Origin of the sequence: Lachnoclostridium sp. An131 (genome assembly GCF_002160825.1) — a bacterium.
In the GTDB taxonomy this organism is placed as follows: Bacteria; Bacillota; Clostridia; order Lachnospirales; family Lachnospiraceae; genus Laedolimicola.
In genome coordinates, this window is record NZ_NFLI01000010.1 from 120,882 (window position 1) to 145,330 (window position 24,449).

22 protein-coding genes are annotated in these 24,449 nt (G+C 52.3%); 5 read left to right on the plus strand and 17 right to left on the minus strand.

What is annotated here, in order from left to right:
- Window positions 1–3: 3 nt before the first annotated feature.
- The 7 genes from serC to B5E77_RS09975 all read right to left on the minus strand — a co-directional run bounded on the left by serC (window position 4) and on the right by B5E77_RS09975 (window position 9,150).
- A complete protein-coding gene (gene serC, locus B5E77_RS09945; protein ID WP_087165222.1) occupies window positions 4–1,083 on the minus strand; it encodes a 3-phosphoserine/phosphohydroxythreonine transaminase in 1,080 nt (359 codons plus the stop codon).
- A 104-nt stretch (window positions 1,084–1,187) separates the two neighbouring features.
- Window positions 1,188–2,546: a L,D-transpeptidase family protein gene (locus tag B5E77_RS09950; protein WP_087165223.1), complete on the minus strand. Its 1,359-nt coding sequence runs from the start codon at window positions 2,544–2,546 to the stop codon at window positions 1,188–1,190.
- A 23-nt stretch (window positions 2,547–2,569) separates the two neighbouring features.
- Window positions 2,570–4,255 (minus strand): biosynthetic-type acetolactate synthase large subunit, encoded by a 1,686-nt coding sequence (gene ilvB, locus B5E77_RS09955; RefSeq protein WP_330394672.1) that lies wholly within the window; start codon window positions 4,253–4,255, stop codon window positions 2,570–2,572.
- Between the two features lie 111 nt (window positions 4,256–4,366).
- A complete protein-coding gene (gene ilvD / locus B5E77_RS09960; protein ID WP_087165256.1) occupies window positions 4,367–6,028 on the minus strand; it encodes a dihydroxy-acid dehydratase in 1,662 nt (553 codons plus the stop codon).
- Between the two features lie 95 nt (window positions 6,029–6,123).
- Window positions 6,124–7,206 carry a 3-isopropylmalate dehydrogenase gene (leuB, locus tag B5E77_RS09965; protein WP_087165225.1) on the minus strand — a complete coding sequence of 361 codons (1,083 nt, stop codon included), beginning with the start codon at window positions 7,204–7,206 and terminating at the stop codon, window positions 6,124–6,126.
- Between the two features lie 423 nt (window positions 7,207–7,629).
- Entirely contained in the window at window positions 7,630–8,919 is a 1,290-nt protein-coding gene (locus tag B5E77_RS09970) for a hypothetical protein (protein WP_087165226.1), read from the minus strand.
- A gap of 33 nt (window positions 8,920–8,952) precedes the next feature.
- Window positions 8,953–9,150, minus strand: a complete 198-nt coding sequence (locus B5E77_RS09975; protein WP_087165257.1) for a helix-turn-helix transcriptional regulator — start codon at window positions 9,148–9,150, stop codon at window positions 8,953–8,955.
- A 196-nt stretch (window positions 9,151–9,346) separates the two neighbouring features.
- Between B5E77_RS09975 and B5E77_RS09980 the strand changes: the two genes are divergently transcribed.
- The 4 genes from B5E77_RS09980 to B5E77_RS09995 all read left to right on the plus strand — a co-directional run bounded on the left by B5E77_RS09980 (window position 9,347) and on the right by B5E77_RS09995 (window position 12,286).
- A complete protein-coding gene (locus B5E77_RS09980) occupies window positions 9,347–10,165 on the plus strand; it encodes a polysaccharide deacetylase family protein (RefSeq protein WP_087165227.1) in 819 nt (272 codons plus the stop codon).
- Between the two features lie 237 nt (window positions 10,166–10,402).
- Window positions 10,403–10,786, plus strand: coding sequence for a GntR family transcriptional regulator (locus B5E77_RS09985; protein ID WP_087165228.1), 384 nt, complete (start codon window positions 10,403–10,405; stop codon window positions 10,784–10,786).
- Complete coding sequence (locus B5E77_RS09990) at window positions 10,783–11,661, plus strand: ABC transporter ATP-binding protein (RefSeq protein ID WP_087165229.1); 879 nt, start codon at window positions 10,783–10,785, stop codon at window positions 11,659–11,661. The genes B5E77_RS09985 and B5E77_RS09990 overlap by 4 nt, the downstream gene beginning before the upstream one ends.
- Window positions 11,642–12,286: an ABC-2 transporter permease gene (locus B5E77_RS09995; RefSeq protein WP_087165230.1), complete on the plus strand. Its 645-nt coding sequence runs from the start codon at window positions 11,642–11,644 to the stop codon at window positions 12,284–12,286. The genes B5E77_RS09990 and B5E77_RS09995 overlap by 20 nt, the downstream gene beginning before the upstream one ends.
- A 40-nt stretch (window positions 12,287–12,326) precedes the next feature.
- Here the strand turns inward: B5E77_RS09995 and B5E77_RS10000 are convergent, their stop codons facing one another.
- Window positions 12,327–12,656, minus strand: a complete 330-nt coding sequence (locus B5E77_RS10000) for a hypothetical protein (protein ID WP_087165231.1) — start codon at window positions 12,654–12,656, stop codon at window positions 12,327–12,329.
- Between the two features lie 3 nt (window positions 12,657–12,659).
- On the minus strand, window positions 12,660–12,959 hold the full coding sequence (locus B5E77_RS10005) for a DUF2089 family protein (RefSeq protein ID WP_087165232.1): 300 nt from the start codon (window positions 12,957–12,959) through the stop codon (window positions 12,660–12,662).
- A 177-nt stretch (window positions 12,960–13,136) separates the two neighbouring features.
- Between B5E77_RS10005 and B5E77_RS10010 the strand changes: the two genes are divergently transcribed.
- On the plus strand, window positions 13,137–14,120 hold the full coding sequence (locus tag B5E77_RS10010) for a Gfo/Idh/MocA family protein (RefSeq protein WP_087165233.1): 984 nt from the start codon (window positions 13,137–13,139) through the stop codon (window positions 14,118–14,120).
- 138 nt (window positions 14,121–14,258) lie between these two features.
- On the opposite strand, the gene B5E77_RS10015 is transcribed toward B5E77_RS10010, so the two are convergent.
- From B5E77_RS10015 to B5E77_RS10055, 8 genes are all read right to left on the minus strand, one after another.
- The gene (locus tag B5E77_RS10015) at window positions 14,259–15,308 is read right to left on the minus strand and encodes a S66 family peptidase (RefSeq protein WP_087165234.1); all 1,050 of its coding nucleotides are present in this window, start codon (window positions 15,306–15,308) and stop codon (window positions 14,259–14,261) included.
- Window positions 15,305–15,871, minus strand: coding sequence for a phosphoribosyltransferase family protein (locus tag B5E77_RS10020; protein ID WP_087165235.1), 567 nt, complete (start codon window positions 15,869–15,871; stop codon window positions 15,305–15,307). Before B5E77_RS10020 ends, B5E77_RS10015 begins: the two co-directional genes overlap by 4 nt.
- Before the next feature lie 36 nt (window positions 15,872–15,907).
- Window positions 15,908–16,966, minus strand: a complete 1,059-nt coding sequence (locus B5E77_RS10025) for a guanine permease (protein ID WP_087165236.1) — start codon at window positions 16,964–16,966, stop codon at window positions 15,908–15,910.
- 286 nt (window positions 16,967–17,252) lie between these two features.
- A complete protein-coding gene (locus B5E77_RS10030; RefSeq protein WP_087165237.1) occupies window positions 17,253–18,344 on the minus strand; it encodes a dipeptide epimerase in 1,092 nt (363 codons plus the stop codon).
- 99 nt (window positions 18,345–18,443) lie between these two features.
- Window positions 18,444–19,826 carry a dipeptidase PepV gene (pepV, locus tag B5E77_RS10035; protein WP_087165258.1) on the minus strand — a complete coding sequence of 461 codons (1,383 nt, stop codon included), beginning with the start codon at window positions 19,824–19,826 and terminating at the stop codon, window positions 18,444–18,446.
- Window positions 19,827–19,840: 14 nt separating this feature from the next.
- Window positions 19,841–21,223: a transglutaminase-like domain-containing protein gene (locus tag B5E77_RS10040; protein ID WP_087165238.1), complete on the minus strand. Its 1,383-nt coding sequence runs from the start codon at window positions 21,221–21,223 to the stop codon at window positions 19,841–19,843.
- A gap of 134 nt (window positions 21,224–21,357) precedes the next feature.
- Window positions 21,358–22,548, minus strand: a complete 1,191-nt coding sequence (locus tag B5E77_RS10045; RefSeq protein ID WP_087165239.1) for a DUF819 family protein — start codon at window positions 22,546–22,548, stop codon at window positions 21,358–21,360.
- A 403-nt stretch (window positions 22,549–22,951) separates the two neighbouring features.
- A complete protein-coding gene (locus tag B5E77_RS10055; protein WP_087165241.1) occupies window positions 22,952–24,445 on the minus strand; it encodes a glutamate synthase subunit beta in 1,494 nt (497 codons plus the stop codon).
- Between the last annotated feature and the right edge of the window lie 4 nt (window positions 24,446–24,449).

Below are 24,449 nucleotides of genomic sequence, written 5' to 3' on the forward strand. Positions count from 1 at the left end.
CGCTTAGTTTTCCTCCTCAAATTTTTTCATAAACTCCACAAGGGCCTTTACGCCCTCCAGAGGCATCGCATTGTAGATGCTGGCGCGCATGCCGCCCACGCTTCTGTGGCCCTTCAGGTTGACCAGCCCTGCGTGCTCCGCCTCCTTGACAAATTTCGCGTCCAGCTCCTTATCGCCCGTCACAAAGGGCACATTCATAAGAGAACGGTCTTCCCTGCGCACAGTCCCTTTAAAGAGCCGGCTGCTGTCCAGGAAATCATAGAGTACGGCCGCCTTCTCCTCATTCCTGGCCTTCATAACCTCCAGGCCTCCCTGCTTTTTCAGCCATTTGAAGACCTTCCCGCACATATAAATGCAGTAGGAGTTCGGCGTGTTGTAAAGGGAATTCGCATCTGCGTGAATCTTATACTTCATATAGGTCGGCGTATAGGGCAGCGTATCCTCTGTGATCAGATCCTCGCGGATAATCACAATCGCCATGCCGGCCGGCCCGATATTTTTCTGGACGCCGCCGTACAGAAGCCCGTACTTCGTTACGTCCACCGGTTCTGAAAGGAAACAGGAGGAAACGTCAGACACCAGAATTTTACCTTTGGTGTTCGGAAGCGTATGGAATTTGGTTCCATAAATAGTGTTGTTCTCACAGATATAGACATAGTCCGCGTCAGGACTCACGGGAAGATCGGAACAATCGGGAATATAAGAAAAGGTCTCATCCTCAGAAGAAGCGATCGCATTGGCCTTTCCATAGATCTGCGCCTCCTTGAAGGCCTTCTTCGCCCACTGACCGGTAATGATATAATCCGCCACCCGGTTCTTCATCAGATTCATGGGAATCGCCGCAAACTGAAGATGTGCTCCTCCCTGCATAAACAAAATCTTATAATTCTCCGGAATCTGCATCAGATCCCGCAGATCCTGCTCCGCCTCATTCAGAATGCTCTCAAATGCCCCCGAGCGGTGAGACATCTCCATCACGGACATGCCGGTTCCCTGATAATCCAGCATCTCATCGGCCGCTTCCCGCAGCACTTCTTCCGGCAGAACTGCCGGGCCTGCCGAAAAATTATACACACGACTCATTTTTCATTTCCTCCTCTTGGTCTTTTAAGACGATTTCCTGTTTCTTCTGTTATTTTATGTCCTTGTTAATGTTTTGTCAATAATTCCGTGCAATTCACGCGCACTTAATAGTACAATACCACCGGCGTCCCGGACTCCATATTTTCAAAAATCACCTTCATGGCCGCCGGAGGGGTGTTTACACATCCGTGGGAACCATTGGTCAGATAAACTGTCCCGCCGAACTCCCTTCTCCAGCTGGCGTCATGGATTCCGTAATTGCCGTAAAAGGGCATCCAGTATTTCACAGGAGTGGCATAATTATCTCCCCGGAGCACTGCGTTCCGATCCTTGTACTGAATCGCAGCCACGATCGCGGGAGTTCCGTAATTCCGGCTGATATTTCCAGTCACCACATCCGTGTCGATCAGGAGGGCGCCATCCTTATAGGCCCACATATGCTGAGCTCCCATATCCACCTCGATATAGGTATCTCCGATATCGTTGTTTTCTCCCCAGTCCTTTCCTTCACGGGACCAGGCCGGCTGCTTCGCAATCGTCTCGCCCTTCTCTATCGAAGCGAGCAGAGCCGCGTTTTCCGCCTCCTGATCAATCTGCCAGCCGTAATTGCCGCCGCTGACAGTAATGACACCGCGCAGCGTACTTTGAAACTTCCGCGCTTTTTTGTAGGTATCCCGCCTGTCTGCCAGCTCTGCCACCCATGCCTTGACAGCCTCCTCGTCAATCGACGCGTCATAGCCGTCCAGCTGAATGAAGCCTGAAACCACAGAGCTGTCCACCACCTCTGTCTGCGGGCCAAATTCATAGGTTACTTCCGTGCCAAGCCATTTGTCAAGCTTTGCGGTAAGCTCCGTAATCTCCGGAGAATCCGCCGTCACAGCAGGGGCCTCGTAGCATCCTGCCTCTTCCAGCGCAAGCTCCGGCTGCATAGCCTCTGCCGCCGCACGGACCTGCTCCTTTAAAATATCCTCCTTAATCTTGGAGCCCTGCTGCTCCGGATAGAGCTCATAACCATCTGCGGTCAGCTCCACCCGGGCGTCCTCAGGCTCTTCCCCATCCTGCACGCAGGAAAGGGCTGCCAGAGCTTCATCAAATGCTTCTTCGTCAAAGGTGATATCCGGAGTAATCTGGTAGGAGTCCTGCTGCCAGAACATCCTGGGCCACAGAAAGCCGTTCTGAATCCTTTTATAGTTCCTTACGTTTTCTGTCTCGGAAAAGCTCATGCCAAGCTGCTGTGCAGTCATGCTCTCCTCCGAACCCCCGCGCTCCAGAAGGGTCAGCTCATAGCCGTCCGCCTGCTCAAGGATCAGGCTGTTCACCTGCTTTACCGTCCGAAGCTCCACATTCCTTCCGTTTACTGTGGTTCCCAGGAAGAAATGCTCCATAAAATATATGGAAACCATCAGATAGAGCAGAAAAATTCCTGCCAGCACCCAGAGATACCAGCGTATGCGTTTCAACATTTTAAGCTTCTCTCCAATGTAAATTATTTTTTCTTTTCGTCCAGATCGTCCGCATCAAAGGTATCCTCCAGCGGAGCGCCTGCCGGCATCATCGGAAATACCTTATCGTCATTGTCAATGATGCAGTCGATCACCACCGGACGGCCCAGAGCGATGGCCTTCTCCAGCGCGGGAGCCACCTCCTCGCGTTTTGTCACGCGCATTCCTTCCGCCCCGAGCGCCTCTGCCAGCTTCACAAAATCTACATTGTCATTCAGAACCGTCGCTGAATAGCGGCGCCCATAAAACAGATTCTGCCACTGACGCACCATGCCCAGCACATGATTATTCAGCACAAGCTGAATCACAGGAATATTGTAGCGGGCAGCCGTAGCCAGCTCATTCATATTCATGCGGAAGCAGCCGTCTCCCGCCACATTGACCACCAGCTTATCCGGGCATCCAAGCTTTGCCCCCAGACTTGCGCCGAGGCCATAGCCCATGGTTCCAAGGCCGCCGGAGGTCAGGAATGTCCTCGGCTCCCGGTACTTGTAATACTGAGCCGCCCACATCTGATTCTGTCCCACCTCTGTCACGATCAGCGCGTCGCCCTTTGTGATTCGGTAAAGCTCCTGCAGCACATAGGGACCTGTCAGCCGATCCTCGCTGTACTTCAGCGGATATTTGTTCTTTAAGGCTGTAATCTCTTCCAGCCAGGATTTATGTTCCTTCTCAGGAAGCTTCGGATTCAGAATCTGAAGCACAGACTTCACATCTCCAATGATGCTGCTGTCTACGATCACATTTTTATTGATCTCCGCCGGATCAATGTCGATCTGGAGAATTTTCGCCTTCTTGGCAAACCGGGATGCGTCTCCGGTCACCCGCTCGCTGAACCTGGCGCCAATGGTAATCAGCAGATCGCAGTGTACCACTCCGAAATTGGACGCCTTTGTGCCATGCATTCCCAGCATGCCTGTGTACAGCGGATCCTCTCCCGGAAACGCGCCCTTTCCCATCAGAGAATCGCAGACCGGAGCCTGAATCTTATGGGCAAGCTCTGACACCTCCCTCGACGCATCTGAGATCGACGCGCCTCCGCCTACGAAGATAAAGGGCCGCTTTGCCTGAGAAATCATTTCAACCGCTCGGTCTATATCCTCCTCGCGGATAGTGTCCGCCACACGGACAATGGCTTCCGGCTCCTTACGCTCATATTCGGTCTCTGCTCCTGTGACATTCTTGGTGATATCTACAAGAACCGGTCCCGGGCGGCCGCTCCGGGCGATATGAAAGGCCCTGCGGAGCACCGGAGCCAGCATTTCCACATCCTTCACGATAAAATTATGCTTCGTGATCGGCATGGTAATTCCGGCAATATCTACCTCCTGGAAGGAATCTCTTCCAAGCAGGCTTTTTCCTACATTCGCCGTAATCGCCACCACCGGGACAGAATCCATATAGGCTGTCGCAATTCCTGTTACGAGATTCGTGGCTCCCGGCCCGGAGGTCGCCATGCAGACTCCCACCTTGCCTGTAGCGCGGGCATATCCGTCCGCCGCATGGGACGCTCCCTGCTCATGGGAGGTCAAAATATGGCGGATCTCATCACTATGCTTATACAGCGCGTCATAAATGTCCAGTATCGCGCCGCCCGGGTATCCGAATACAGTGTCCACTCCCTGTTCCTTCAGACACTCGATTACTATCTCTGCTCCTTTCAGCTGCATAATTCATCTCCCCTTATATCTCTGATTTTTTGCGGCTGCCGTAAAGCAGCCGCACTGTTCTTTCTTTATTCCGCATCCGCCATGGCCCCTGCCAGGCTCCATGGCAGTCCCTTACAGCTCCAGAATCGCGCCGCGGTTTCCGGAAGTCACCATCTTCGCATAGCGGGCCAGGTAACCGGTCGTCACCTTTGGCTCTCTGGGCTGCCATTTTTCCCTTCTGGCTGCCAGCTCTTCCTCGGAAACCAGAAGCTCCAGCTTGTTATTCGGGATATCGATCAGAATCCTGTCTCCTTCCTCTACCAGGGCAATCGGTCCTCCCACAGCAGCCTCCGGAGAGACATGCCCGATGGAAGCGCCTCTGGAAGCGCCGCTGAAACGGCCGTCTGTGATCAGCGCTACCGTTGATCCCAGACCCATGCCTGCAATGGCGGAAGTCGGATTCAGCATTTCACGCATACCCGGTCCTCCCTTGGGGCCTTCATAGCGGATCACAACCACATCGCCTGCCACGATTTTTCCGCCCTTGATCGCCTCGATGGCGTCCTCCTCGCAGTCAAAGACGCGGGCCGGGCCCTCGTGTACCATCATCTCCGGCACAACGGCAGAACGCTTCACGACAGCCGTATCCGGGGCCAGGTTTCCTTTCAGAACGGCGATGCCGCCGATCTCGCTGTAGGGATTGTCGACAGGCCGAATGACCTCCGGATTCTTATTCACACAGCCCTCGATATTCTCGCCTACCGTCTTTCCTGTCACTGTCATCAGATCGGTATACAGAAGTCCTTTCTTATTCAGCTCATTCATCACAGCGTAGACTCCGCCGGCTTCATTCAAATCCTCGATATAGGTCGGGCCTGCCGGAGCCAGATGGCACAGGTTCGGTGTCTTTGCGCTCATCTCATTGGCGATCTCCATATTCAGCTCCACGCCTGCCTCATGGGCGATAGCCGGAAGATGCAGCATACTGTTCGTCGAGCATCCGAGAGCCATATCTACCGTCAGTGCGTTCAGGAACGCCTTCTCTGTCATAATGTCTCTGGGGCGGATATTTCTCTTCAAAAGCTCCATGACCTGCATGCCGGCATGCTTCGCCAGCTTGATTCTCTCGGAATAGACCGCAGGAATCGTTCCGTTGCCGCGAAGGCCCATGCCAAGCGCCTCAGTCAGGCAGTTCATGCTGTTGGCCGTATACATGCCGGAGCAGGAGCCGCAGGTCGGACATACCTTTTCCTCAAACTCACGTACGTCCTCCTCTGTCATAGTTCCCGCAGAATAAGCGCCCACCGCCTCAAACATGCTGGAAAGGCTGCGCTTCTCGCCCTTCACATGGCCAGCCATCATAGGGCCGCCGCTGACAAATACAGTCGGCACATTGATACGGGCCGCCGCCATCAGAAGGCCGGGAACATTCTTGTCACAGTTCGGAACCATCACAAGAGCGTCGAACTGGTGGGCCATCGCCATGGCCTCCGTGGAATCTGCAATCAGATCACGGGTTACCAGGGAATATTTCATTCCGATATGTCCCATAGCGATACCGTCGCAGACCGCGATCGCCGGGAATACAATAGGAGTTCCTCCTGCCATCGCCACACCCATCTTCACTGCTTCCACAATTTTATCCAGATTCATGTGGCCGGGAACAATTTCGTTATAAGAGCTCACAATGCCAACCAGCGGCCGGTCCAGCTCCTCCTGGGTCATGCCCAGGGCGTTAAACAGGCTTCTGTGGGGGGCCTGCTGCATTCCTTTTGTTACTGCGTCACTTCTCATATCTGTGTATCCTCCTCTTCCATTTCTGTATCTGCAGGGAGCGCCGGCGGCATCTCCGGCAGTCCCTTTCATTCATAACATCCGTTCTCTGTCTTTCAGATCCGTTCGGCTATCAGATCTCCTATCTTGGCCGTACCCACCTTCGTACAGCCCTCCGACATAATGTCTCCGGTACGGTATCCTTCGGTCAGCACCTGCTGGACAGCCGCCTCGATGGCGTCTGCCTCCCTGTCCAAATCAAAGCTGTAGCGCAGCAGCATCGCCGCAGAAAGCACTGTCGCTATGGGATTGGCAATATCCTGGCCCGCGATGTCCGGCGCGGAACCGCCGCTGGGCTCATACAGGCCAAACTTCGTATCATTTAAGCTGGCGCTTGCAAGCATTCCGATAGAGCCCGTGACCATGCTGGCCTCATCTGAGAGAATGTCTCCAAACATATTTTCTGTCAGAATCACGTCAAACTGAGAGGGATCCTTTACCAGCTGCATTGCGCAGTTGTCCACGAGCATATGGGACAGCTCGATATCCGGATAGTCCTTTGCCACTTCCTCCACTATTTTTCTCCAGAGCCGGGAGGAATCCAGCACGTTGGCCTTATCCACGCTGCAGACCCTTCCTCTTCTCTTGCCTGCGATATCAAAGGCCTTTTTCGCAATCCGGCGGATCTCATTCTCGTTATATACCAGAGTGTCAACGGCTGTCAGCACTCCGTCTATCTCCTTGGTCCCCCGCTCTCCGAAATACAGGCCTCCTGTCAGCTCACGCATAATCATCATATCAAAGCCCTTTTCGCTGATTTCCTCCCGCAGCGGGCAGGCATGCCGCAGTTCTTTATAGAGGATGGCCGGACGCAGATTTGCAAAAAGCCCCAGAGATTTGCGAAGCTTCAAAAGCCCCGCTTCAGGCCGTCTGTCCGGCGGAAGCTGATACCAGGGTGATGTAGCCGCGTTGCCTCCGATAGAACCCATCAGCACCGCATCACTGTTCTTCGCCGCCTGAATCGTCTCGTCCGTCAGCGGCACACCGTGTACATCGATGGAGGCACCGCCCATCAGAAGCTCTGTATACTCAATTTCATGGCCAAATTTCTCAGCCGTCTTATCCAGGGCCTTTCTCGCTTCCCGGACGATCTCCGGGCCGATACCGTCGCCGGGTATCACTGCCAGCTTTAATTTCATTCTCTCATCATCCCTTCTTCTTTCATAAAATTACATATTATTAATAATATAGACCAAAAACTCCTTTTTTTCAACCGGGAGTTCGGGTTTTAAAAAGGCTTTAAAGAGATTTTAACACGGTAAAGGAGAAAAGGAAAGATATTTATATTCATAAATGGATTATGCTTTTTTCTTTCCGGCAGACGGAAATTCTGGCAGTTCGCCGCCATTTTCATAGATACCAGAGAACTATACCGGAAGGCGGAGAAGAATTCTTCACCGTCATATCAGAAAGGAGCTGCGCAGCCGCCTGGTTGCCTTTAAAGAACAGATACAGCCCAAAGACACAATCCGTTGATCATAAAAACAGCCGAGAGAGGCTTTACCTCCTCCGGCTGTTTTGTGCTCTATACACAGCGCCCGGTAAAATGAACACCTTCTCCTTTACCCCTGCTCATATTGTCCGACCAGCTCCCGTACCTCAGCCTCATTCTGTTCCGCATCCACGCTCAACACAGTAAAGGCCCTCCACTCCGCGCATCTTTTTTCTCCTTCGCCAGTCAGCTCATATTCTTCCAGAACATATCCTGTCATCACCCCATATTCATTCAGTGTATACTCTTCCATCGCTCCGACAATGCCGCTCACTTCGACCGCGCCGATTCTCTCCAGTGCCGTCTCATAATCTGGCCCGTACTCTACAATATACACGGTCTGTCCATCCCGTCGTTCCTTTGTGATGCTTTCAATAGCTTCGAGCTGCAACGGCAGGATGCCGGTGTAAGGCTGTGTATTTTCGTACGGCATTTCTCCATTTGCCTGGTAGTCCCGTTCAGAAATCCAGCTTTTTCCTTCGGCAATATGCCATTCCATCTCTGAGTCCCTGAAAAACTCCTGATATACCTCATCTGTACCAGGCTCCAGCACCATCGTATACAGCATATCCGGCGTAATCCAGTAAAAGGAGTGCGCAATACCGCCATTCTGGAAGGCCGCACCTTCTTCTGCGTCCGCGTCTCTGTAGAAGCATTCCATCTTTACACTTTCCAGTTCCTCGTATCCTTCCCTGCCCTTTTCTATCGCATCCGCATATTCTTTTTCTTCTTCTGTCAGATTTTTCATATAAACTAAATTATTTCTCAAAAACACACGGGTAATCCCTGTCCCGGCAAATATTCCATACCCTGCCAGCGCCAGCACGCAAATCAGCACAATTGTAATTCCGAACATCTTTGCTCTTTTTCCTTTTTCCTCTTCTGTAGACATTGCATAATGAAAATATGCCAGGTGACAGAGCAGCCAGAAGGCGAGCGCTCCCAAAGCAAAGGCAATCCATGCACGGTAATCCTGCAGGCCCCAGAATCCATATGCTCCTGCCAGCGCCCATATCCCGGCCAATACCCCATAACACACAAAGCACCACATTCCGCCGGTTCGGTCGAAAAACTCCTGCGTCCCGTAAAAACAGCTGTATAAGAAACGTGCCAGCTCTGTTATCGAGATTCCTAACAAAGCCACAAGCCACAGGCTTTCTGCAGGAACCATTCCATGACTGCCATCTGCCATGGTCAAAACGGAAAAAAGCCGAAGCAGGAAAGCCAAAATACCGATCACCAAAATAAGAAGCCTGTAGCTCCAGCAATATCCGTTTTTCTTTATCTGCTCCATCCGTTCATCCGCCGCAACCTGCTCCGGGCTGCAAAGAACATTCCACAAAATCCAGTCTCGTTTCATTTTCCTTTCCCCTCCGTTTGATACCGCCCTTCTTTACTCGTCCCAGAATATCTCATCCAGCGTCTTTCCCAGAACGCGGCAGATGCTGACGCAGAGATTCAATGTAGGATTATAGTCTCCCCGCTCGATCATATTGATGGTCTGCCTCGACACCCCTGCCCTGTGAGCCAGCTCCTCCTGTGACAAATCAAGCTCCGCCCGCGCGGCCTTCAGCTTCAAATTCTTTTTCATATCCGAAATCCGTCCTGTCTTCTGTCCTGATTTTATAGTATTATAAATATGATATTTTGTCAAATATATCTTACATCAAATCAGTAGAACTGTACCAGAAGCAGCAGTACCAGGGGAACGAACTGCCAAAAGGCATACAAAAGCAGTCTGAATTTTCTATGCTCATCATATATTATCAAAAACGGATTTTTTGCATATGAAGCTGCCTTTGAAAAATATCCTGCATACCTCAGGCTCTCTTCTTCTCCTGGTCCTTGCTTATTTTATCGGTCAGGGCTTCGCCCGCTTTACCACAGCGAACGCCATAATCACCGCGGAAAGCACTGCCTCCGCCAACTGGGGCCTGAGCTTTCAGGAGGAAGGGAAGGCTCCCGTGGCCAACGCCTCCGCCTCCTATCTCTCCCAGTACGATGCCTATTATATAGAAGAAACAGAAGAGAAAAGGATTTACCTGACCTTCGACTGCGGCTTTGAAAGCGGCTGCACCCCTGCGATTCTGGACGCCCTGAAAAAGCATAACGCTCCGGCCGCCTTTTTTATCGTGGGAAATTATCTGGAAACAAGTCCGGAGCTGGTGAAGCGAATGGTCGAGGAAGGCCACACCGTCGGAAATCACACCTACCATCATCCGGATATGTCCCAAATCAGTACGGAAACCGATTTTTCCAAAGAGCTCCAGTCGCTGGAAGCCCTCTATGAGGAAACCATCGGACAGCCCATGGCGAAATATTATCGGCCGCCTCAGGGCATTTACAGCGAAGCCAATCTGCAGATGGCCTATGACCTGGGCTACCAGACCTTTTTCTGGAGCCTGGCCTATGTGGACTGGTATCAGGATGATCAGCCCACGAAAGAGGAGGCCTTTGAAAAACTGATACCCAGAATCCATCCTGGCGCCGTAGTGCTGCTTCACAATACCTCCCAGACCAACGCCGACATCCTTGACGAGCTTCTGACAAAATGGGAAGAGATGGGCTATACCTTCCATCCCTTAAGCGAGCTGTGCGGCGTATAATGCAGGTTTGCTCCTTCTGAATTTCATACAAAGCATACCGGCACAAAATGCAGGACTCAGTCCCTGTATTTTGTGCCGGTATTATTTCAGCAATGGCGTATCAACGGCTGAATTTTCCTTTCTGCTAAAACCATTGACAAAGAAGTGCTTATAGTGTATAGTGTGCTTATCAGAACATCACACTAATTATTTTCTGTTCGGCTATATTGTATCTTGATAAAACAGCAGGAGAAGATCATGAAAATACTGATTTCAAATACCTCTGATACCCCTCTCTACCAGCAGATCAAGGACCAGATCACAGATGCCATCCTGAAAGGGGAGCTGAAAGAAGGAGAGCTTCTCCCTTCCATCCGTTCCTTTGCCAATGATCTGCGGGTAAGCGTCCTTACCATCCGCAGAGTCTATGACGACCTGGAAGAAGAAGGCTATCTTAACAGTCAGGTAGGAATTGGGACCTTTGTATCTACCGGAAATACAGAGCTTCTGCGGGAAGCAAAACGCCGGCTCGTGGAGTACAAAATGCAGGATATGCTTCAGACTGCAAAAGCTCTGGGAATCAGCAGGCAGGAGCTAAACGATATGATGGAAATCTTATATGAGGAGGAGCCTGAGAAATGAAAAGTATTTTAGAAGTCCGAAATCTCAATAAATCCTACAAAAATTTTTCCCTGCGAAACATCTCATTTTCTCTGCCGGAGGGCTGTATCACCGGCTTTATCGGAACCAATGGAGCCGGCAAGACTACCACTTTAAAAACCATACTCAGCCTCACGCCAAAAGAGTCCGGAGACATCCGCTTTTTCGGTATGAATATGGACACAGAGGAACGGCACATCAAAGAACGCCTGGGTGTCGTGTTTGACGGCGGCAGCTTCTATGGCGAGCTTACTCTGCTGGAAATGAAAGCTCTCGCAGCCTCTTCCTATCGTTCCTGGGACGAAAAAGAATTCCGGCGCTACCTTGAACGCTTTTCTCTGAATCCCCGGCAGAAAATCCACACACTTTCCAAAGGCATGCGCATGAAGTACGCCCTTGCACTGGCACTTTCTCATCAGGCAGAATTTCTAATCATGGACGAGCCCACCAGCGGACTGGACCCACTGATCCGCAGACAGCTTCTGGATATCTTAAGGGAATACATGAACCGGGGCGGCCGGGGCGTATTTTTTTCCACACACATTACTTCTGACCTGGACCAGCTTGCAGATATGCTGGTACTGATAGATCACGGGAAAATCGTGTTTCAGGAGGAAAAGGACTCTTTGCTGGAGCGTTACCGGATTGTAAAGGGTGACATAAAAGAGCTTTCCGGCGATGTCCTGCCTTTGCTTCACAACCTTTCCCAAACAGCCTTCGGCTTCACCGCCGTCACAGATCAAGCCGGGGAAATCCAAAAGGCCATGCCAGACGCAATTCTGGAACGCGCATCTATCGAGGATATTATGCTTTGCCAAATCGAAGGAGGGAAAAAATATGCTGCTTCAGCTGATTAAAAAAGATTTTCTGCTTACCTGGAAATACCTGGTTCTCATGGCAGCGCTCTGTTGCTTCTATCCGCTTTTTGTACACTGGCAGATATCAGACACGGCAGCAGTCCCTGCGGGAACCCTGGCATTTATTCTGATGACCTTCTTTTCCATTCTCTTTGTATTGCTTCAGGCCTTTCAAAAGGAAGCCATGTACCCCAGGGCGGCCGCTTATCTCTGCGCCCTGCCTTATTCCCGCCGAGATCTGGTGCTCTCAAAATACCTTTTCTTTCTGGGAATCTATCTGGTCTGCTGCCTTATTTACTGGCTTGAGACGCTTATAGTCCCTGGCCTTGGCAGCTTCGGCCTGTCTGAAGCAGTCCCGGTCCTTGCGGCAGTCTCACTCCTTCTGGGACTCTATCTGCCTGTTCAGTATCGGTTTGGCTATGAATTTACAAAATACTTTTTTATGTTTGCGATTCTGGGAACCTCTTTTCTACTTCCCATCCTAATCAAATATCTTCCGCCGGAGCTTCTCTCTTTCCAGATCAGCCCCGGCCTGCTGGCTGCTCTCTTCCTATTCAGCCTTGGCCTGCTGGCCGCCTCCGCGGCGGCGTCTGTCCATTTTTATAAGAAAGCAGAGCTTACCTGAAAAGGAATGTATCACTGTGCCAAAAAGGGAGCCGGACTGCCTAGTTCAAATCATGCAGATTCATCTTATCCAGCATTTTTTTCTTCCTTCTCTTCTCCCGGCACACAAAATAAATCGCCAGCAGAACCCACGTGGGGACATTCAGAAGCAAAAACGTAATCAGCAGCGCTCCCAGCATGCTCACGACATCGCCCACAGACGCCACGTTCAGACACATAAACAGCGCCCATAAAAATGTAAAAAGCGGCGGCATCAGACCGGGCCACCAGCGCTCTGCTCTGGCAAGAAACACCTCAAGCACAATCAGCCCTGCCGTTATCCCGGTAAACAGCAGTAAAACTACCCATATCGTCCTGGTCATAATTTCCATTATCTACTCCTCCTTCCGAAGCTTCCGGTACTCTGTAATTAAAATTTTTGCCGTGTCAAAATCCAGCTTGTCATTCACAGCCAGCCTTTTAATCAGCGCCACATAGGGATCATTTTCTGTCTCCTCGCTGATTTTTATTTTCTGAATCAGCCGGTCCAGGCGCAGACGGACTGTAGGATAAGTCACCTCATACTGATGTGCAATCTCTTTCAGGGAGCCTGACGCAAGTATGAAATTCCGGATAAACGAAACATCCTCCGGTTCCAAATCAGCCATCCATTCCGGTACGATTTCTATCGCCATATTTCTTCCTCCTTTAATAATATTAAGTATATTCTTTAATAATATTAAAGTCAATATAAAATTATATTTTTATTTTATTTTTTACTCAGATAGAAACGACAAAAATCCATAGAAAAAACGGATTCCGCGTGTTACAATGAATTTAAAGACATTTTTTCAGAAAGGGGCAGAGTGAAAATGAGAAAAATCAAATGGGGAGTTTTAGGAACCGCGTACATCTTTGAGCGCGACACTGCACTGGGAATGCAGCTGGCAGATAACTGCGAGCTGACCGCAATTGCCGGAAGGAATCCGGAAAAGGCCGCCGCATTCAAGGAAAAATATGGATTCCAGAAGGCCTACGGGAGCTATGAGGAGCTTCTGGCGGACCCGGAGATCGAAGCGGTCTACATTCCGCTTCCCAACACACTGCATTACGAGTGGACGATCAAAGCGCTGCAGCAAGGCAAGCATGTCCTGTGCGAAAAGCCTCTGGCTCCCTCCGCAAAGGAAGCAGAGGAAATGTTCCGCGCCGCAAAGGAGAATCATGTGTACCTGATGGAAGCGTTTGCCTATCAGCACAGTCCCTTTGTCAAAGCAGTAAAGAAGGAAATCGAATCAGGAACTATCGGGGAGATCCGCTATATGGAAGCCGCGCTGATCACCTCTGATTATCTGAAATCCAATATCCGCATGCGTAAAGAAAGTCTTGGCGGCTGCACCTACGATCTGGGCGTCTATGCCGTCAGCCTGATTCAGACCATGATGGGCGCGGAGCCGGAATCAGTAAAGGCAATCGGAAGCTTCAATGAGGATCAGATCGACGTCTACACAACCGGCATTTTCGAATACGCAGGAGGCGCCAGGGCAAGCTTTGACTGCGGCATGGTGCTTGCGACAGAGAAAAATGCCTGCCTGGACCGCTTCCAGATTCACGGAACGAAAGGCTCCATCTCGTCCGTGAGCTTTGGATTCAACTGCCCCGGAAAGCTTTCTTACGAGATTAAGACCTTTGACGGAAGAAGAGATATCCGGATCGTAGAGGCTCCCCACAACTACCGTCTTGAGGTGGAACAGCTGGGACGCTGCATCACAGAAGGCGAGACGCCTTATGTAACGGAGGACTTCAGTGTTTCCCTTGCACGGACAATTGACAGAGTGTTAAAGGAAATCGATTATTAAGCTCCCAGGCCTGAGAAGAAACGAAAAACCGGACTTCCAGTCTCCCTGGACAAACTAAAACGCTCCCTTTCTGCCGGACAGGCTTTCAGACAGAGTCTGTCCCCGAAAAGAGAGCGTTTTTTGTCTTTCCTTTTATTTTCAGCTGAACTGAATGGAGATATCATTTCCGCTGACGCTGACCTTTCCATGACTGCCTGTAATCAGGGGCATCATGGGAGACAGATGACCGAGGTCCACGTCCATGATGACAGGAACGTTTTTCTCTCCGGCCACCTTCAGCACGGCCTGATATGCGTCCAGTCCCATCAGCTCCTGGCCGAAGCAGAGCGGTCTTCCGATCAGGAAGCCCTTTACGTACCGGAACCATCCTGCCTCCTCCATCTGCCACATGGCACGGCGGATGGAAAATACATTCAGATCGCAGGCCTCCAGGAACCAGATGAGCCCTTCCCCCTTATAGCGCTCTGTGAACTCCGCCGTCCTGTCGAACCGGGTTCCCAGCAAATTGACCAGACAGTCCATGCAGCCGCCAATCAGCCGCCCCTCAAACTGCAGCTTCTTTTCCGCCGGTACGGCAGAATGTCCCACATAGCTTCTCAGAATTTTCTTTTCTGTCAGACGGTAAGGCGCCAGGGGAGTCTCCTCTGCCCTCAGGCTTTCCTTCGCCTCCGCCGGCTCCCATCTGTTATACCCGTGCACAGCATTCTTTTTCCCGGTCAGAAGATCAAAGGCGTCCTGCAGGGATTCATGCCAGGGCTCCATGCCAAAGGAGGACGCGCAGGGACCGTAGATGGACGCCGTATCGCAGAGCGTCGCCAGCAGAAAGGTCATATTGGTGTTGTCCGAAAAACCCATATACCATTTGGGTTTCGCAGCCTTCAGAGCTTCAAAATCCATATGGCTTAAGACTTCGCACATCAGCTCTCCGCCGCCGCAGGAAATGAGAACATCGTTTTCCTCTTTCCTGTAATATTCCATCAGCTCTGCAGCACACTTCTCCGGCGTATTGCTGATGCCGATGCCCTCGCTGGCCCGGCAGTTGGGTCCCAGAGCCAGGCGGTATCCCAGCTTTTCAAAGGTCCTGCAGGCATTTTCAAAACAGGTCTGGTAAGGCTCCATGGCGCAGCCAAAGGACGGGGCCACAAAACCGATGGTGCCGCCTGCCGGCAGATATTCCGGATATCTCATAAAATCTCATACTCGCCTTCGGCTGTCTTATGGAACAGCGGCAGCTTCTGAAGGAAAATGATGTCGTCTCTGGAAGCCGCGTCGCCCTCTGCGAGGATCGCCGCTTTCTTCACCACGGAAGCTCCCGCGTTATCCATCAGAACCTCAAGGGCATGCAGGGACTCTCCGGTGGAAATCACGTCGTCCAGAAGGCATACACGCTTTCCGCGGATTTTATCTGCGTCCACTCCGTCCAGGTACAGATGCTGCTCGCCCGCTGTCGTGATCGAATGGACGGAAGCGGAAACTACGTTTTTCATATAGGTCTTCGTGCTCTTTCTGGCTACGATAAACTCTTTCAGGCCCAGCAGACGGCTGATCTCATAGGCCAGAGCGATTCCCTTCGCCTCTGCAGTCACCACCGCGTCCACCTGTCCGATTCTCCTTACCAGCTCAGGCGCGCAGGCGCTCACCAGCTCTGTGTCCCCCAGCACCACAAAGCTCGCAAAAGCCATAGTGTCATTGATGGGAATGAAGGGAAGCGTTCTCTCCACGCCGCACAGTTCTATCTTATACTCTTTCATGTTCTGTCCTCTCCTTTCTTATGATTCCGGAAGCTTTTACAGTCCCAGAAGCTTCGCAGCCACTCCGGCCACCATGCCGAGGAACGGGTTCGTAACGGCTGTCACCACCATGGCTGTGCCGCCCACTGCCGCATTGGTCGCGAAAGCCACCGGAGCATCCAGAACCACAGTCTTAAAGATACCAAGCACAAACAGAAAACCGGCGATGGAAGAAGAGGGAACGTATCTTCCAATCTTCGGAAGCAGCTTGAAAATCAGGATCAGCCCGATCACCGCCATCATAATGACGCCTGCCCATACCGGATGGGGCGCGCTTGCCGTAGCAGAGATGATAGACTCCACAGGAGCTCCTCCAAAGAAGGAAGAACACATATCAGCCACAGAAGAAATAACCGTCAGATGATCCACGTTGTAGTTGCCGCTGGTCGCCATTCCTGCTGTGATTCCTCCAAAGGAAATGTTGGAACCAATGTTCAGGCAGACCATGCCAAGCGCTCCTAAGATTACGCTGGAATTAATCGTAAACTTCTGGCGCACAAACTTGTCATCCTCCACCACAATGTTTGCCTTTTCTTTCTTGAAAATCGCGCTTGCGATGCAGGAAGCCACTACAGAAATCACAATGGTATATACCAGAGTGTTGGCGCTGTCTTTCGTAAAGTAATAGGTAATCAGAGCTGCCGCCAGAGACACGCCTCCGGACAGAGCGTCGCTCTTAATCATATCGATTGCCGCCTTTGTCAGGATAATTCCTACGCCGGCCATCATGCCGTACGCCACGTCCTCGCCCACAAAATTTACAATCTTTGTCAGAAGACCCAGCACACCGATCAGAGTCATAATCACGCCGCCGATAAAAATCATCGTACAGCGCTCGGAACGGTTCTTTCCTGCCGTTCCCGCATAGGTAATGGTCTCTGCCTGGAAAGAAATCGGCGCCACGCTCTGCGTCAGCGTATTTCCTGCCACGCCCACAAAGAACGCCAGGGCGGTCGGCACGGAAGCAAAGCCGTAAGCAAGAGCCAGAAGTCCCTGAGGCAGTCCGTTCAGAACCACGCCTATGATCGCAAGCAGGTCCGTTAAAATGTCATTCATAGCACACTCTCCTCCTGTTGTATAAATAAAAATGTCCGCATGCAGAAAAGTACCCGGATATTTCCATTCCGGCCCTTTTCTGTCGCCGCGGAGCGTTAAGATTACGTTAAAGAGTTTAGCACTCTCTTATTCTAATGTAAAGAAAAAAGCATATAACATCTGCTAATGTCTGTTTATTTGTACAGCTTATAGACAAATTATTTCTTATTTCAAAAACAGGACTGAATCATGATTTCTCATTTTTTCAGCCCTGTTTTTCACTCTGTCTGTACTTTTTAATTCAGAATCAGCCGAGATACGTCATCTTCTCCACGCCCTTGATGCCAAGGCCCGGCTCATCAGACACCGTAATCCGCTGCTCGTCGAATACCGCGCCGCCCAGGATCGGATCCTCGCTGCAGAGCACCGGTCCGTCCAGATCAATCTTGGTAATAATCTTCTTTGCGCAGGCCAGATGAACCGCTGCGTTTACGCTGATCTTGGCCTCCAGCATACAGCCGATCATGCACTCCACGCCGTATACCTCTGCCGCGGAAACAATCTTCAGGGCATTGTACAGGCCGCCGCATTTCATCAGCTTGATGTTGACCAGATCCGCCGCCCTTGTCTGCATGATGTGCACGGCGTCCTCCGGAGAGAAGACGCTTTCGTCAGCCAGAACCGGCACGTAGGAACGCTCGGTCACATATTTCAGGCCGTCGATGTCGTGAGCCTTGACCGGCTGCTCTACGAATTCGATATCCAGCCCCTTCTCCTGCATCTGGTTCAGCAGGCGGACTGCCTGCTTGGGCTCCCAGCCCTGATTTGCGTCGATGCGGATACGGGTCTCGCTGCCAATCGCCTGGCGTACCGCAGTCAGCCTCGCCACATCCAGCTCCGGATGGGCTCCCACCTTGATCTTCAGCGTGTCGTAGCCCCGGCGGACGGCGTCCATTGCATCCCGGGCCATTTCATCCGGATCGTTTACGCTGATAGTAATATCGGTGATAATCTCCTTGCGGCTGCCGCCCAGCAGCTTGTAGACCGGAATCCTGTAAAGCTGTCCGTACAGATCCCAGAGAGCCATGTCCATGGCTGCCTTTGCACTGGTATTTCCCACGATACATTTGTTCAGAGCCAGCATCAGATCTTCAAAATCATCCACCTCCCGGCCCACTACCGTTTTGATAATGTGATCCTGAAGAGCTCCCAGAATCGCTCCGGTGGTGTCGCCTGTGATGGCTCCGGTGGGCGGCGCTTCTCCATAACCCACCGCTCCCGTATCGGTATGTACTTCTACCACAATGTCCTCTACGCTTGATACAGAACGCAGGGCCGTCTTAAACGGCACGCGCAGGGGAACAGAAATCTTCCCCAGTTTTACTTCTGTGATTTTCATAGTCTGTCATCTCTCTTTCTTTTATATTCATTCCGGAACAGGCGCCTTCCCGCCTCTCACCATCCGGCTCATACACAGCCTGAACCAGAAGCTTCTGAATCAGCGGGCCAGTTCATACATGGCCTGAGCCAGAAGCTCCGCATTGTCAATCAGCCGGTCAAGCTCCATATATTCATCGGGCTTGTGCTCTCTCACCTCGTCTCCCGGGAAAATGGGGCCGAAAGCCAGCGTGTTCGGCATCATCTTGGCGTAGGTTCCGCCGCCGATACATTTGGGCGCCGCTTCCTGTCCCGTGCAGCGCGCATATACTCCCAGAAGTCTGCTCACCAGAGGGCTGTCCGGTTCCATATACAGACCCGCCTTGTGATTCAGGGAAACACTCCGGAACCCGGCTTCTTCAAAGGCAGCCTCCACCTTCGGGCCGCAGTCTCCAAAGCTCTTTGTGACAGGATAACGGTAATTCAGCTTTACATGAATCTCGCATTCCTCTCCCTGCATGCTTCCCTGTACCACGCCCAGATTCATGGTCAGGCCTCCGGACACCTCATCCTCTATGGCAATGCCAAGGGAGGCGCCGTCGCATTCCATGCCAATCTTTTCCGCCAGCAGCTTCACGATTCCTGCCAGCTCCCCGGTAAGAGGCAGACGGTTCAAAAACAGCATCAGCCGCCCGATGGCATTCTCTCCCTCCCAGGGCGTACCTCCATGAGCGCTTACCCCGGCAGCCTCGATCCGGACGCCGTCCTCTGTCAGGGTGCAGGTGATTTTTTCTTCCTGCATGGCTGCGATCTGTTCTGCCAGCTCCCGCGGACAGGAAAGGCGGACGTGAGCTTCTGCCGGAACGGTGTTGTGAGCCTCTCCGCCTTCCAGCTCCGCCAGACGAATCTCTCCGCTCTGCCGGAACCTGCAGGCAAAGGTCTCGTTTACCAGACCCTTCTCTCCGTTGATCACCGGATATTCTCCGTCCGGCGTAAAGCCCATGACCGGAACCTCCCCGCCATGCTTCAGGTAATATTTCATATCGGCGCTGCCTGTCTCTTCGTTCAGCCCGAAGATGACGCGCACCCTCCGTTTCAGCTCCGCGCCGGACTCTTTCAGCGCCAGCAGGGCATACAGAGCCGCCATGGCCGGTCCCTTGTCATCCATCGTTCCCCGGCCATAGATACGGCCGTCAGCCACCAGCCCTTCATAGGGCGGAACCGTCCAGCCATCTCCCTCGGGAACCACATCCAGATGGCAGAGCACCGCCGCCATCTCTTCTCCCTCGCCGTACTCGCACCAGCCGAGCTGATTGTCCATATTGTGTACGGAAAAGCCCAGCTTCCGGGCCGTATCCAGCATGTATTCCAGACACTCCTGAACCGCTTTTCCATAAGGGTATCCGCTGTCATCCTGAGCATATACGCTGGGAATCCGGATGCACCCCTGGAGATCTGCGATCAGATCCTCTCTTTTTTCCTCTATTCGTCTCCGAAAATCCACCAAATCACTCCTCCTTACAGCTCCTGGCAGGCCAGCACCTGCTTGCTGCGCTCAAATTCCTCATATCTCAGGCCCCGTTCTTCGATCTCCATCTCGCCTACCTGGTTGTCGTAGGGATCGGCTCTCCAGTGCTGCTTTTCCACCGTAAACGGCGCCTGAAACGCCTGATTCGCCGTCATGCGGAAGGGATCGATATTTCCGAAATAGAACTTTCTTCTCTCCTCGTCTCCTGCCCGCACCGCCGCAATCCCGTACGACGTATCCGCATATAGCCAGCCGTAAGGCGCCACATAGAACTGGACCCAGTCGTGAGCCCCGCAGAAATCCGGCTCTGCGGTAAGGCCGCTCTGCCAGCGGGCAGGAATGCCGGCGCACCGGCACAGCGTCAGAAACAGAAGCGCGAACACTCCGCAGTCTCCGGTAAAATTGCGGGCGCAGTTTTCCGCAATATTTTCCAGACTGAAATACGAAGGCATATAAGTATAAGTCATATGCAGCGTGATAAAATCATAAAATCTCCGGGCCTTTTCCAGCGGATCTGTCTCCCTTTCCGTCAGCCGGGCAGCCAGTTCCCGGATATAGGGCGTAAACAAAACATGGGGCGCTTCCTCCTGCGTATAAAAATCAGGCTGGGGCCCCTCTCCCTTCATCTGCTCCGTATCCTGATATGCAGCTCTCCGGACATAGGAATACCGGACTGTAAACGCATGGTTCTCCTGCATCTCTTCTTCCCAGCAGACCGTCCGCTGAAGCGCGTCTCCCGGCGCAATCCTTCCGCCCGGCGTAAGCTCTTCAAACGTAATCTCCGTCTGCTCCGGACACTCTGCGGGAACCGGCAGATGGGCCCGGATCTTCATGCCGGGGACAAACAGCTCCTCCTTTATTCGGAGCGAAGCCTGCACACAGATCCGGCGGCCTGCGCCGCCCTCTTCCTTCATCTTCCGGATACAGCGCTTCAGCTCTCCCGTCTCGGGAGACTCCTTTCCCGCGCTTTCCACACCCCGCATAACCACCCCGGCCCGCTCCGCGAAGCCCGGCTCCGTCTTGCAGAGCGTTTCAAAAAAGCGGTCGAAAAAGCGCATCTCTCCCTTTTGATAAATCCATCCGATTTTGCCCGAATCCACCCGTTCATCAAACTCTTCTTCAGTAAAATCCGGAATCTTCTCCCGGGCCCGGGCCAGAGCCTGCTCTCTGGTAAAGGGATAGTCTCCCGGCAGCCGGAGAATCATCTCCCGTTCCGCCGTCAGGCAGCGCCGCAGCGCTTCCGGCGTCTCCAGGCTCTGCAGGCGTCTGTCAATCAGCCTTACCGCTCCCTCAAAATCACCGGTAAGCTTTCGGCGCAGAATATCCTCCGGAAGCCCCATATGAAGATATCGAAAATTTTCATTGATATTCAAAGCATTTCCTCCCTGTTCTCCGGACGTCTCCCTTCCGGAGCCAAACCGGGATAATCCCGGGCCCCGTCCCGGAAGCCGGGGCGGGGCCTGTAAATCTGGACCTTAATTCAAACACATTTTTTACATAGCGGACGTCACAGGAATATCTGCAATAGTCCACCCATTCCCAATCCACAGAAGTTGCCTATGGCCGCGCCAAGCACTCCCATCAGTACGCCGATGCCGGCAAAGGAAGCGTCATAGGCCGTAGCCACGATCGGAGCGGAAGCGGAACCGCCGATATTGGCCAGGGAAGCCGTGGAAACCATGCACAGATCCCAGTGGAATACCTTGGACAGAACAAACATCAGCACCACATGAATCACCAGAATAAATGCGCCGTATACGACCCACATAGGAGCGGATACCAGATCCGTCAGGCTTGCGGTAGACGCCAGCAGGGATACGACTGCATACAGGTAAATATTGGACAGCTCTTCTACTGCCGGAAGCTTTCCAAGAGGCGACAACGCGCAGATCAGTCCGAGGATTGTCACGAAAACAGTCGTACAGGTGCCTGTGTCAAACATGGACAGACCGATGTTGTCCAAACCGGTGGCCATAGCGCCTCCTACCATCTGAGACAAGGCGGATACCAGAAGGGAAAGACCGATCAGGAAAATCCAGTCGCCGGAAGTAGCTTTCTTTTTCTTATCCTTCTCCACCTCAGCGTTGGCAGCGGCAGCCACTGCGTCCAGCTTGGAGGTATCTGCCTTTACAGCCTTATTCCACTTGGAAGCGTAACGCACTGCAAAGAGCAGGAGGGCAATCCATACGGAATAGCACACCGTATCCAGAGCCAGAGCACAGCTGTAAGCTCCTGAATCCACCGGAAGCGCCTCCATCATGGCAGCCATGTTCGCGGAACCTCCTACCCAGGAAGCATACAGAGCCGCTACTGCCGCCCAGGTCTTCTCTCCGCCGCCCAGCGCGCCCATAAAGAGCGGATATCCAATTAAGAAACCGATGGCCAGCGTCAGGGAGCAGCCCAGGAAAATCGCGATCATACGTCCGCCCAGCTTCGCCAGCTTCCTGAAATCGCAGCGCAGAAGCATGACAAAGATCATGGCGTACAGCAGATTGTTCTTCAGAACACCATAAGCCGCGGAAACTCCATCGGAATTATACAGACCCATCGTGCAGAACACCATATTCAGCACATAGATCCATACCAGCGGCGGAATCACATTAAAGACTTTCCACTTGGTATACTTTTCCAGAGCCAGCAGGCCGCCGGCCAGGAACATCAGAAACGCAATGTAGGTAAAACCATTTGTAATAACCATAACATTCTCCTTCGTCTCACAGCGTAGTAATGATTAGAGCCCCTCTCCAGGGGCTGCGGAAAGCATCGTTACCGGGCCGGCCATCCCCGGTTTACAGCAGCATTTTTCATGTAATACAGACATAAAAAAACACTTAAAGAAAGTCCCTTTCTACTGCCTTTAAGTGATTTTCTTTACGGTATTTTAACGAAAAAACAGCATATCCAACAAACAGAAATTGCTTTCCAGCTTATGTTTTGTGTAAATTTTATAATAATTATATCCATTTCTCTGCTGCTTGTCAATAAAGAACCGCAATAATATTAAAATTTCGTTAAGATTTCCCGGATACCGGTAACCGGATACAAAAAAGCCGTATATCCGGCAGCTGTCATTTCTGCCGGACATACGGTTTTTCTTTTTGCTACTGCACCTGCAGATTCGTGTACCCCATCAGATCCAGATCCACCGCGCAGGCCGCTTCGCGGCCCTCGCGGATGGCCCATACCACCAGGGACTGGCCCCTGTGCATATCGCCTGCTGTGAATACCCGGTCCACGTTGGTTTTATACTGCCCGGGCTCCGTGTTCACATTCGTCCTGGCATTGACCTCCACGCCGAAGGCCTTTGTCACATAATCCTGGCTTCCCAGAAAGCCTGCCGCAATCAGCACCACGTCAATGTCCATCGTAAACTCGCTCCCTTCGATGGGCACCATCATCATGCGGCCGGTTTTCTCATCCTTTTTGCTCTCCAGCCTGCAGCAGACAACCTTTTTCAGGCTTCCGGACTTGTCGCCGACGAATTCCTTCACCGTCGTGGTATAAATACGCGGGTCCTTGCCGAACAGGGCGATGGCTTCCTCCTGGCCGTAATCCGTCTTGCAGACTCTCGGCCATTCAGGCCAGGGATTGTTCTCTGCTCTTGTATCCGGGGCTTTGGGCATCATCTCCAGCTGCACTACAGATTTCGCGCCCAGGCGGATGGCAGTTCCCACACAGTCGTTGCCTGTGTCGCCGCCGCCGATGACCATGACATTCTTCCCTTTCGTAGAGATGAATTTCTTATCGGCAAAGTTGGAATCCAGCAGGCTCTTGGTGGTGGCCCGCAGAAAATCCACCGCGAAATAGATGCCGTTCAGCTCCCGGCCCGGGGCCTTGATGTCTCTCGGATTGGAGGCGCCGCAGGCCAGAATCACCCGGTCATACTCCTTCAGGAGATCAGCGGCCTTCTTATCCTTTCCGATATCGGTGTTTACGACGAATTCCACGCCTTCCGTTTTCATCATCTCGATCTTCCGGTCGATGATGTGCTTCTCCAGCTTCATATTCGGAATGCCGTAGCGCAGAAGCCCGCCTATCCGGTCAAAACGTTCGAATACCGTAACCGAATGGCCCCTGTGATTCAGCTGATCGGCGGCGGCAAGGCCCGAAGGGCCGCTGCCGACGATGGCGATTTTCTTGCCGGTCCGGTTCTTCGGCGGTTCCGGCACCGCATAGCCTTCCTTATAGGCATTTTCAATAATGGCCAGCTCATTGCTCCTGGTGCTGACCGGCTCCCCGTTAAGGCCACAGGTACAGGCCTTCTCACAGAGCGCCGGGCATACCCTTCCTGTGAACTCCGGGAAGCTGCTGGTCCTTTTGAGACGCTTATATGCCTGCTCCCAGTTTCCCATATACAGCAGATCGTTCCACTCCGGAATCAGGTTCCGTAAGGGACAGCCGGAAGCCATTCCCGCGATCATGACACCTGCCTGGCAGAACGGCACGCCGCAGTCCATGCAGCGCGCTCCCTGGCGCTGCTGCTCCTCTTTGGAAAGAGGGGTATGGAATTCATTAAAATGTTTGATTCTCTCTTTCGGAGACTGGGCTTTCTTGTCTACCCGGTCATAATCCATAAATCCAGTCGGTTTTCCCATGTCG

Bases quoted from the DNA above. Each gene is read 5' to 3' on its own strand.
- serC (WP_087165222.1), bottom strand. From the start codon at position 1,083: ATGAGTCGTGTGTATAATTTTTCGGCAGGCCCGGCAGTTCTGCCGGAA.
- B5E77_RS09950 (WP_087165223.1), bottom strand. From the start codon at position 2,546: ATGTTGAAACGCATACGCTGGTATCTCTGGGTGCTGGCAGGAATTTTT.
- ilvB (WP_330394672.1), bottom strand. From the start codon at position 4,255: ATGCAGCTGAAAGGAGCAGAGATAGTAATCGAGTGTCTGAAGGAACAG.
- ilvD (WP_087165256.1), bottom strand. From the start codon at position 6,028: ATGAGAAGTGACGCAGTAACAAAAGGAATGCAGCAGGCCCCCCACAGA.
- leuB (WP_087165225.1), bottom strand. From the start codon at position 7,206: ATGAAATTAAAGCTGGCAGTGATACCCGGCGACGGTATCGGCCCGGAG.
- B5E77_RS09970 (WP_087165226.1), bottom strand. From the start codon at position 8,919: ATGAAACGAGACTGGATTTTGTGGAATGTTCTTTGCAGCCCGGAGCAG.
- B5E77_RS09975 (WP_087165257.1), bottom strand. From the start codon at position 9,150: ATGAAAAAGAATTTGAAGCTGAAGGCCGCGCGGGCGGAGCTTGATTTG.
- B5E77_RS09980 (WP_087165227.1), top strand. From the start codon at position 9,347: ATGAAGCTGCCTTTGAAAAATATCCTGCATACCTCAGGCTCTCTTCTT.
- B5E77_RS09985 (WP_087165228.1), top strand. From the start codon at position 10,403: ATGAAAATACTGATTTCAAATACCTCTGATACCCCTCTCTACCAGCAG.
- B5E77_RS09990 (WP_087165229.1), top strand. From the start codon at position 10,783: ATGAAAAGTATTTTAGAAGTCCGAAATCTCAATAAATCCTACAAAAAT.
- B5E77_RS09995 (WP_087165230.1), top strand. From the start codon at position 11,642: ATGCTGCTTCAGCTGATTAAAAAAGATTTTCTGCTTACCTGGAAATAC.
- B5E77_RS10000 (WP_087165231.1), bottom strand. From the start codon at position 12,656: ATGGAAATTATGACCAGGACGATATGGGTAGTTTTACTGCTGTTTACC.
- B5E77_RS10005 (WP_087165232.1), bottom strand. From the start codon at position 12,959: ATGGCGATAGAAATCGTACCGGAATGGATGGCTGATTTGGAACCGGAG.
- B5E77_RS10010 (WP_087165233.1), top strand. From the start codon at position 13,137: ATGAGAAAAATCAAATGGGGAGTTTTAGGAACCGCGTACATCTTTGAG.
- B5E77_RS10015 (WP_087165234.1), bottom strand. From the start codon at position 15,308: ATGAGATATCCGGAATATCTGCCGGCAGGCGGCACCATCGGTTTTGTG.
- B5E77_RS10020 (WP_087165235.1), bottom strand. From the start codon at position 15,871: ATGAAAGAGTATAAGATAGAACTGTGCGGCGTGGAGAGAACGCTTCCC.
- B5E77_RS10025 (WP_087165236.1), bottom strand. From the start codon at position 16,966: ATGAATGACATTTTAACGGACCTGCTTGCGATCATAGGCGTGGTTCTG.
- B5E77_RS10030 (WP_087165237.1), bottom strand. From the start codon at position 18,344: ATGAAAATCACAGAAGTAAAACTGGGGAAGATTTCTGTTCCCCTGCGC.
- B5E77_RS10045 (WP_087165239.1), bottom strand. From the start codon at position 22,548: ATGGTTATTACAAATGGTTTTACCTACATTGCGTTTCTGATGTTCCTG.
- B5E77_RS10055 (WP_087165241.1), bottom strand. From the start codon at position 24,445: ATGGGAAAACCGACTGGATTTATGGATTATGACCGGGTAGACAAGAAA.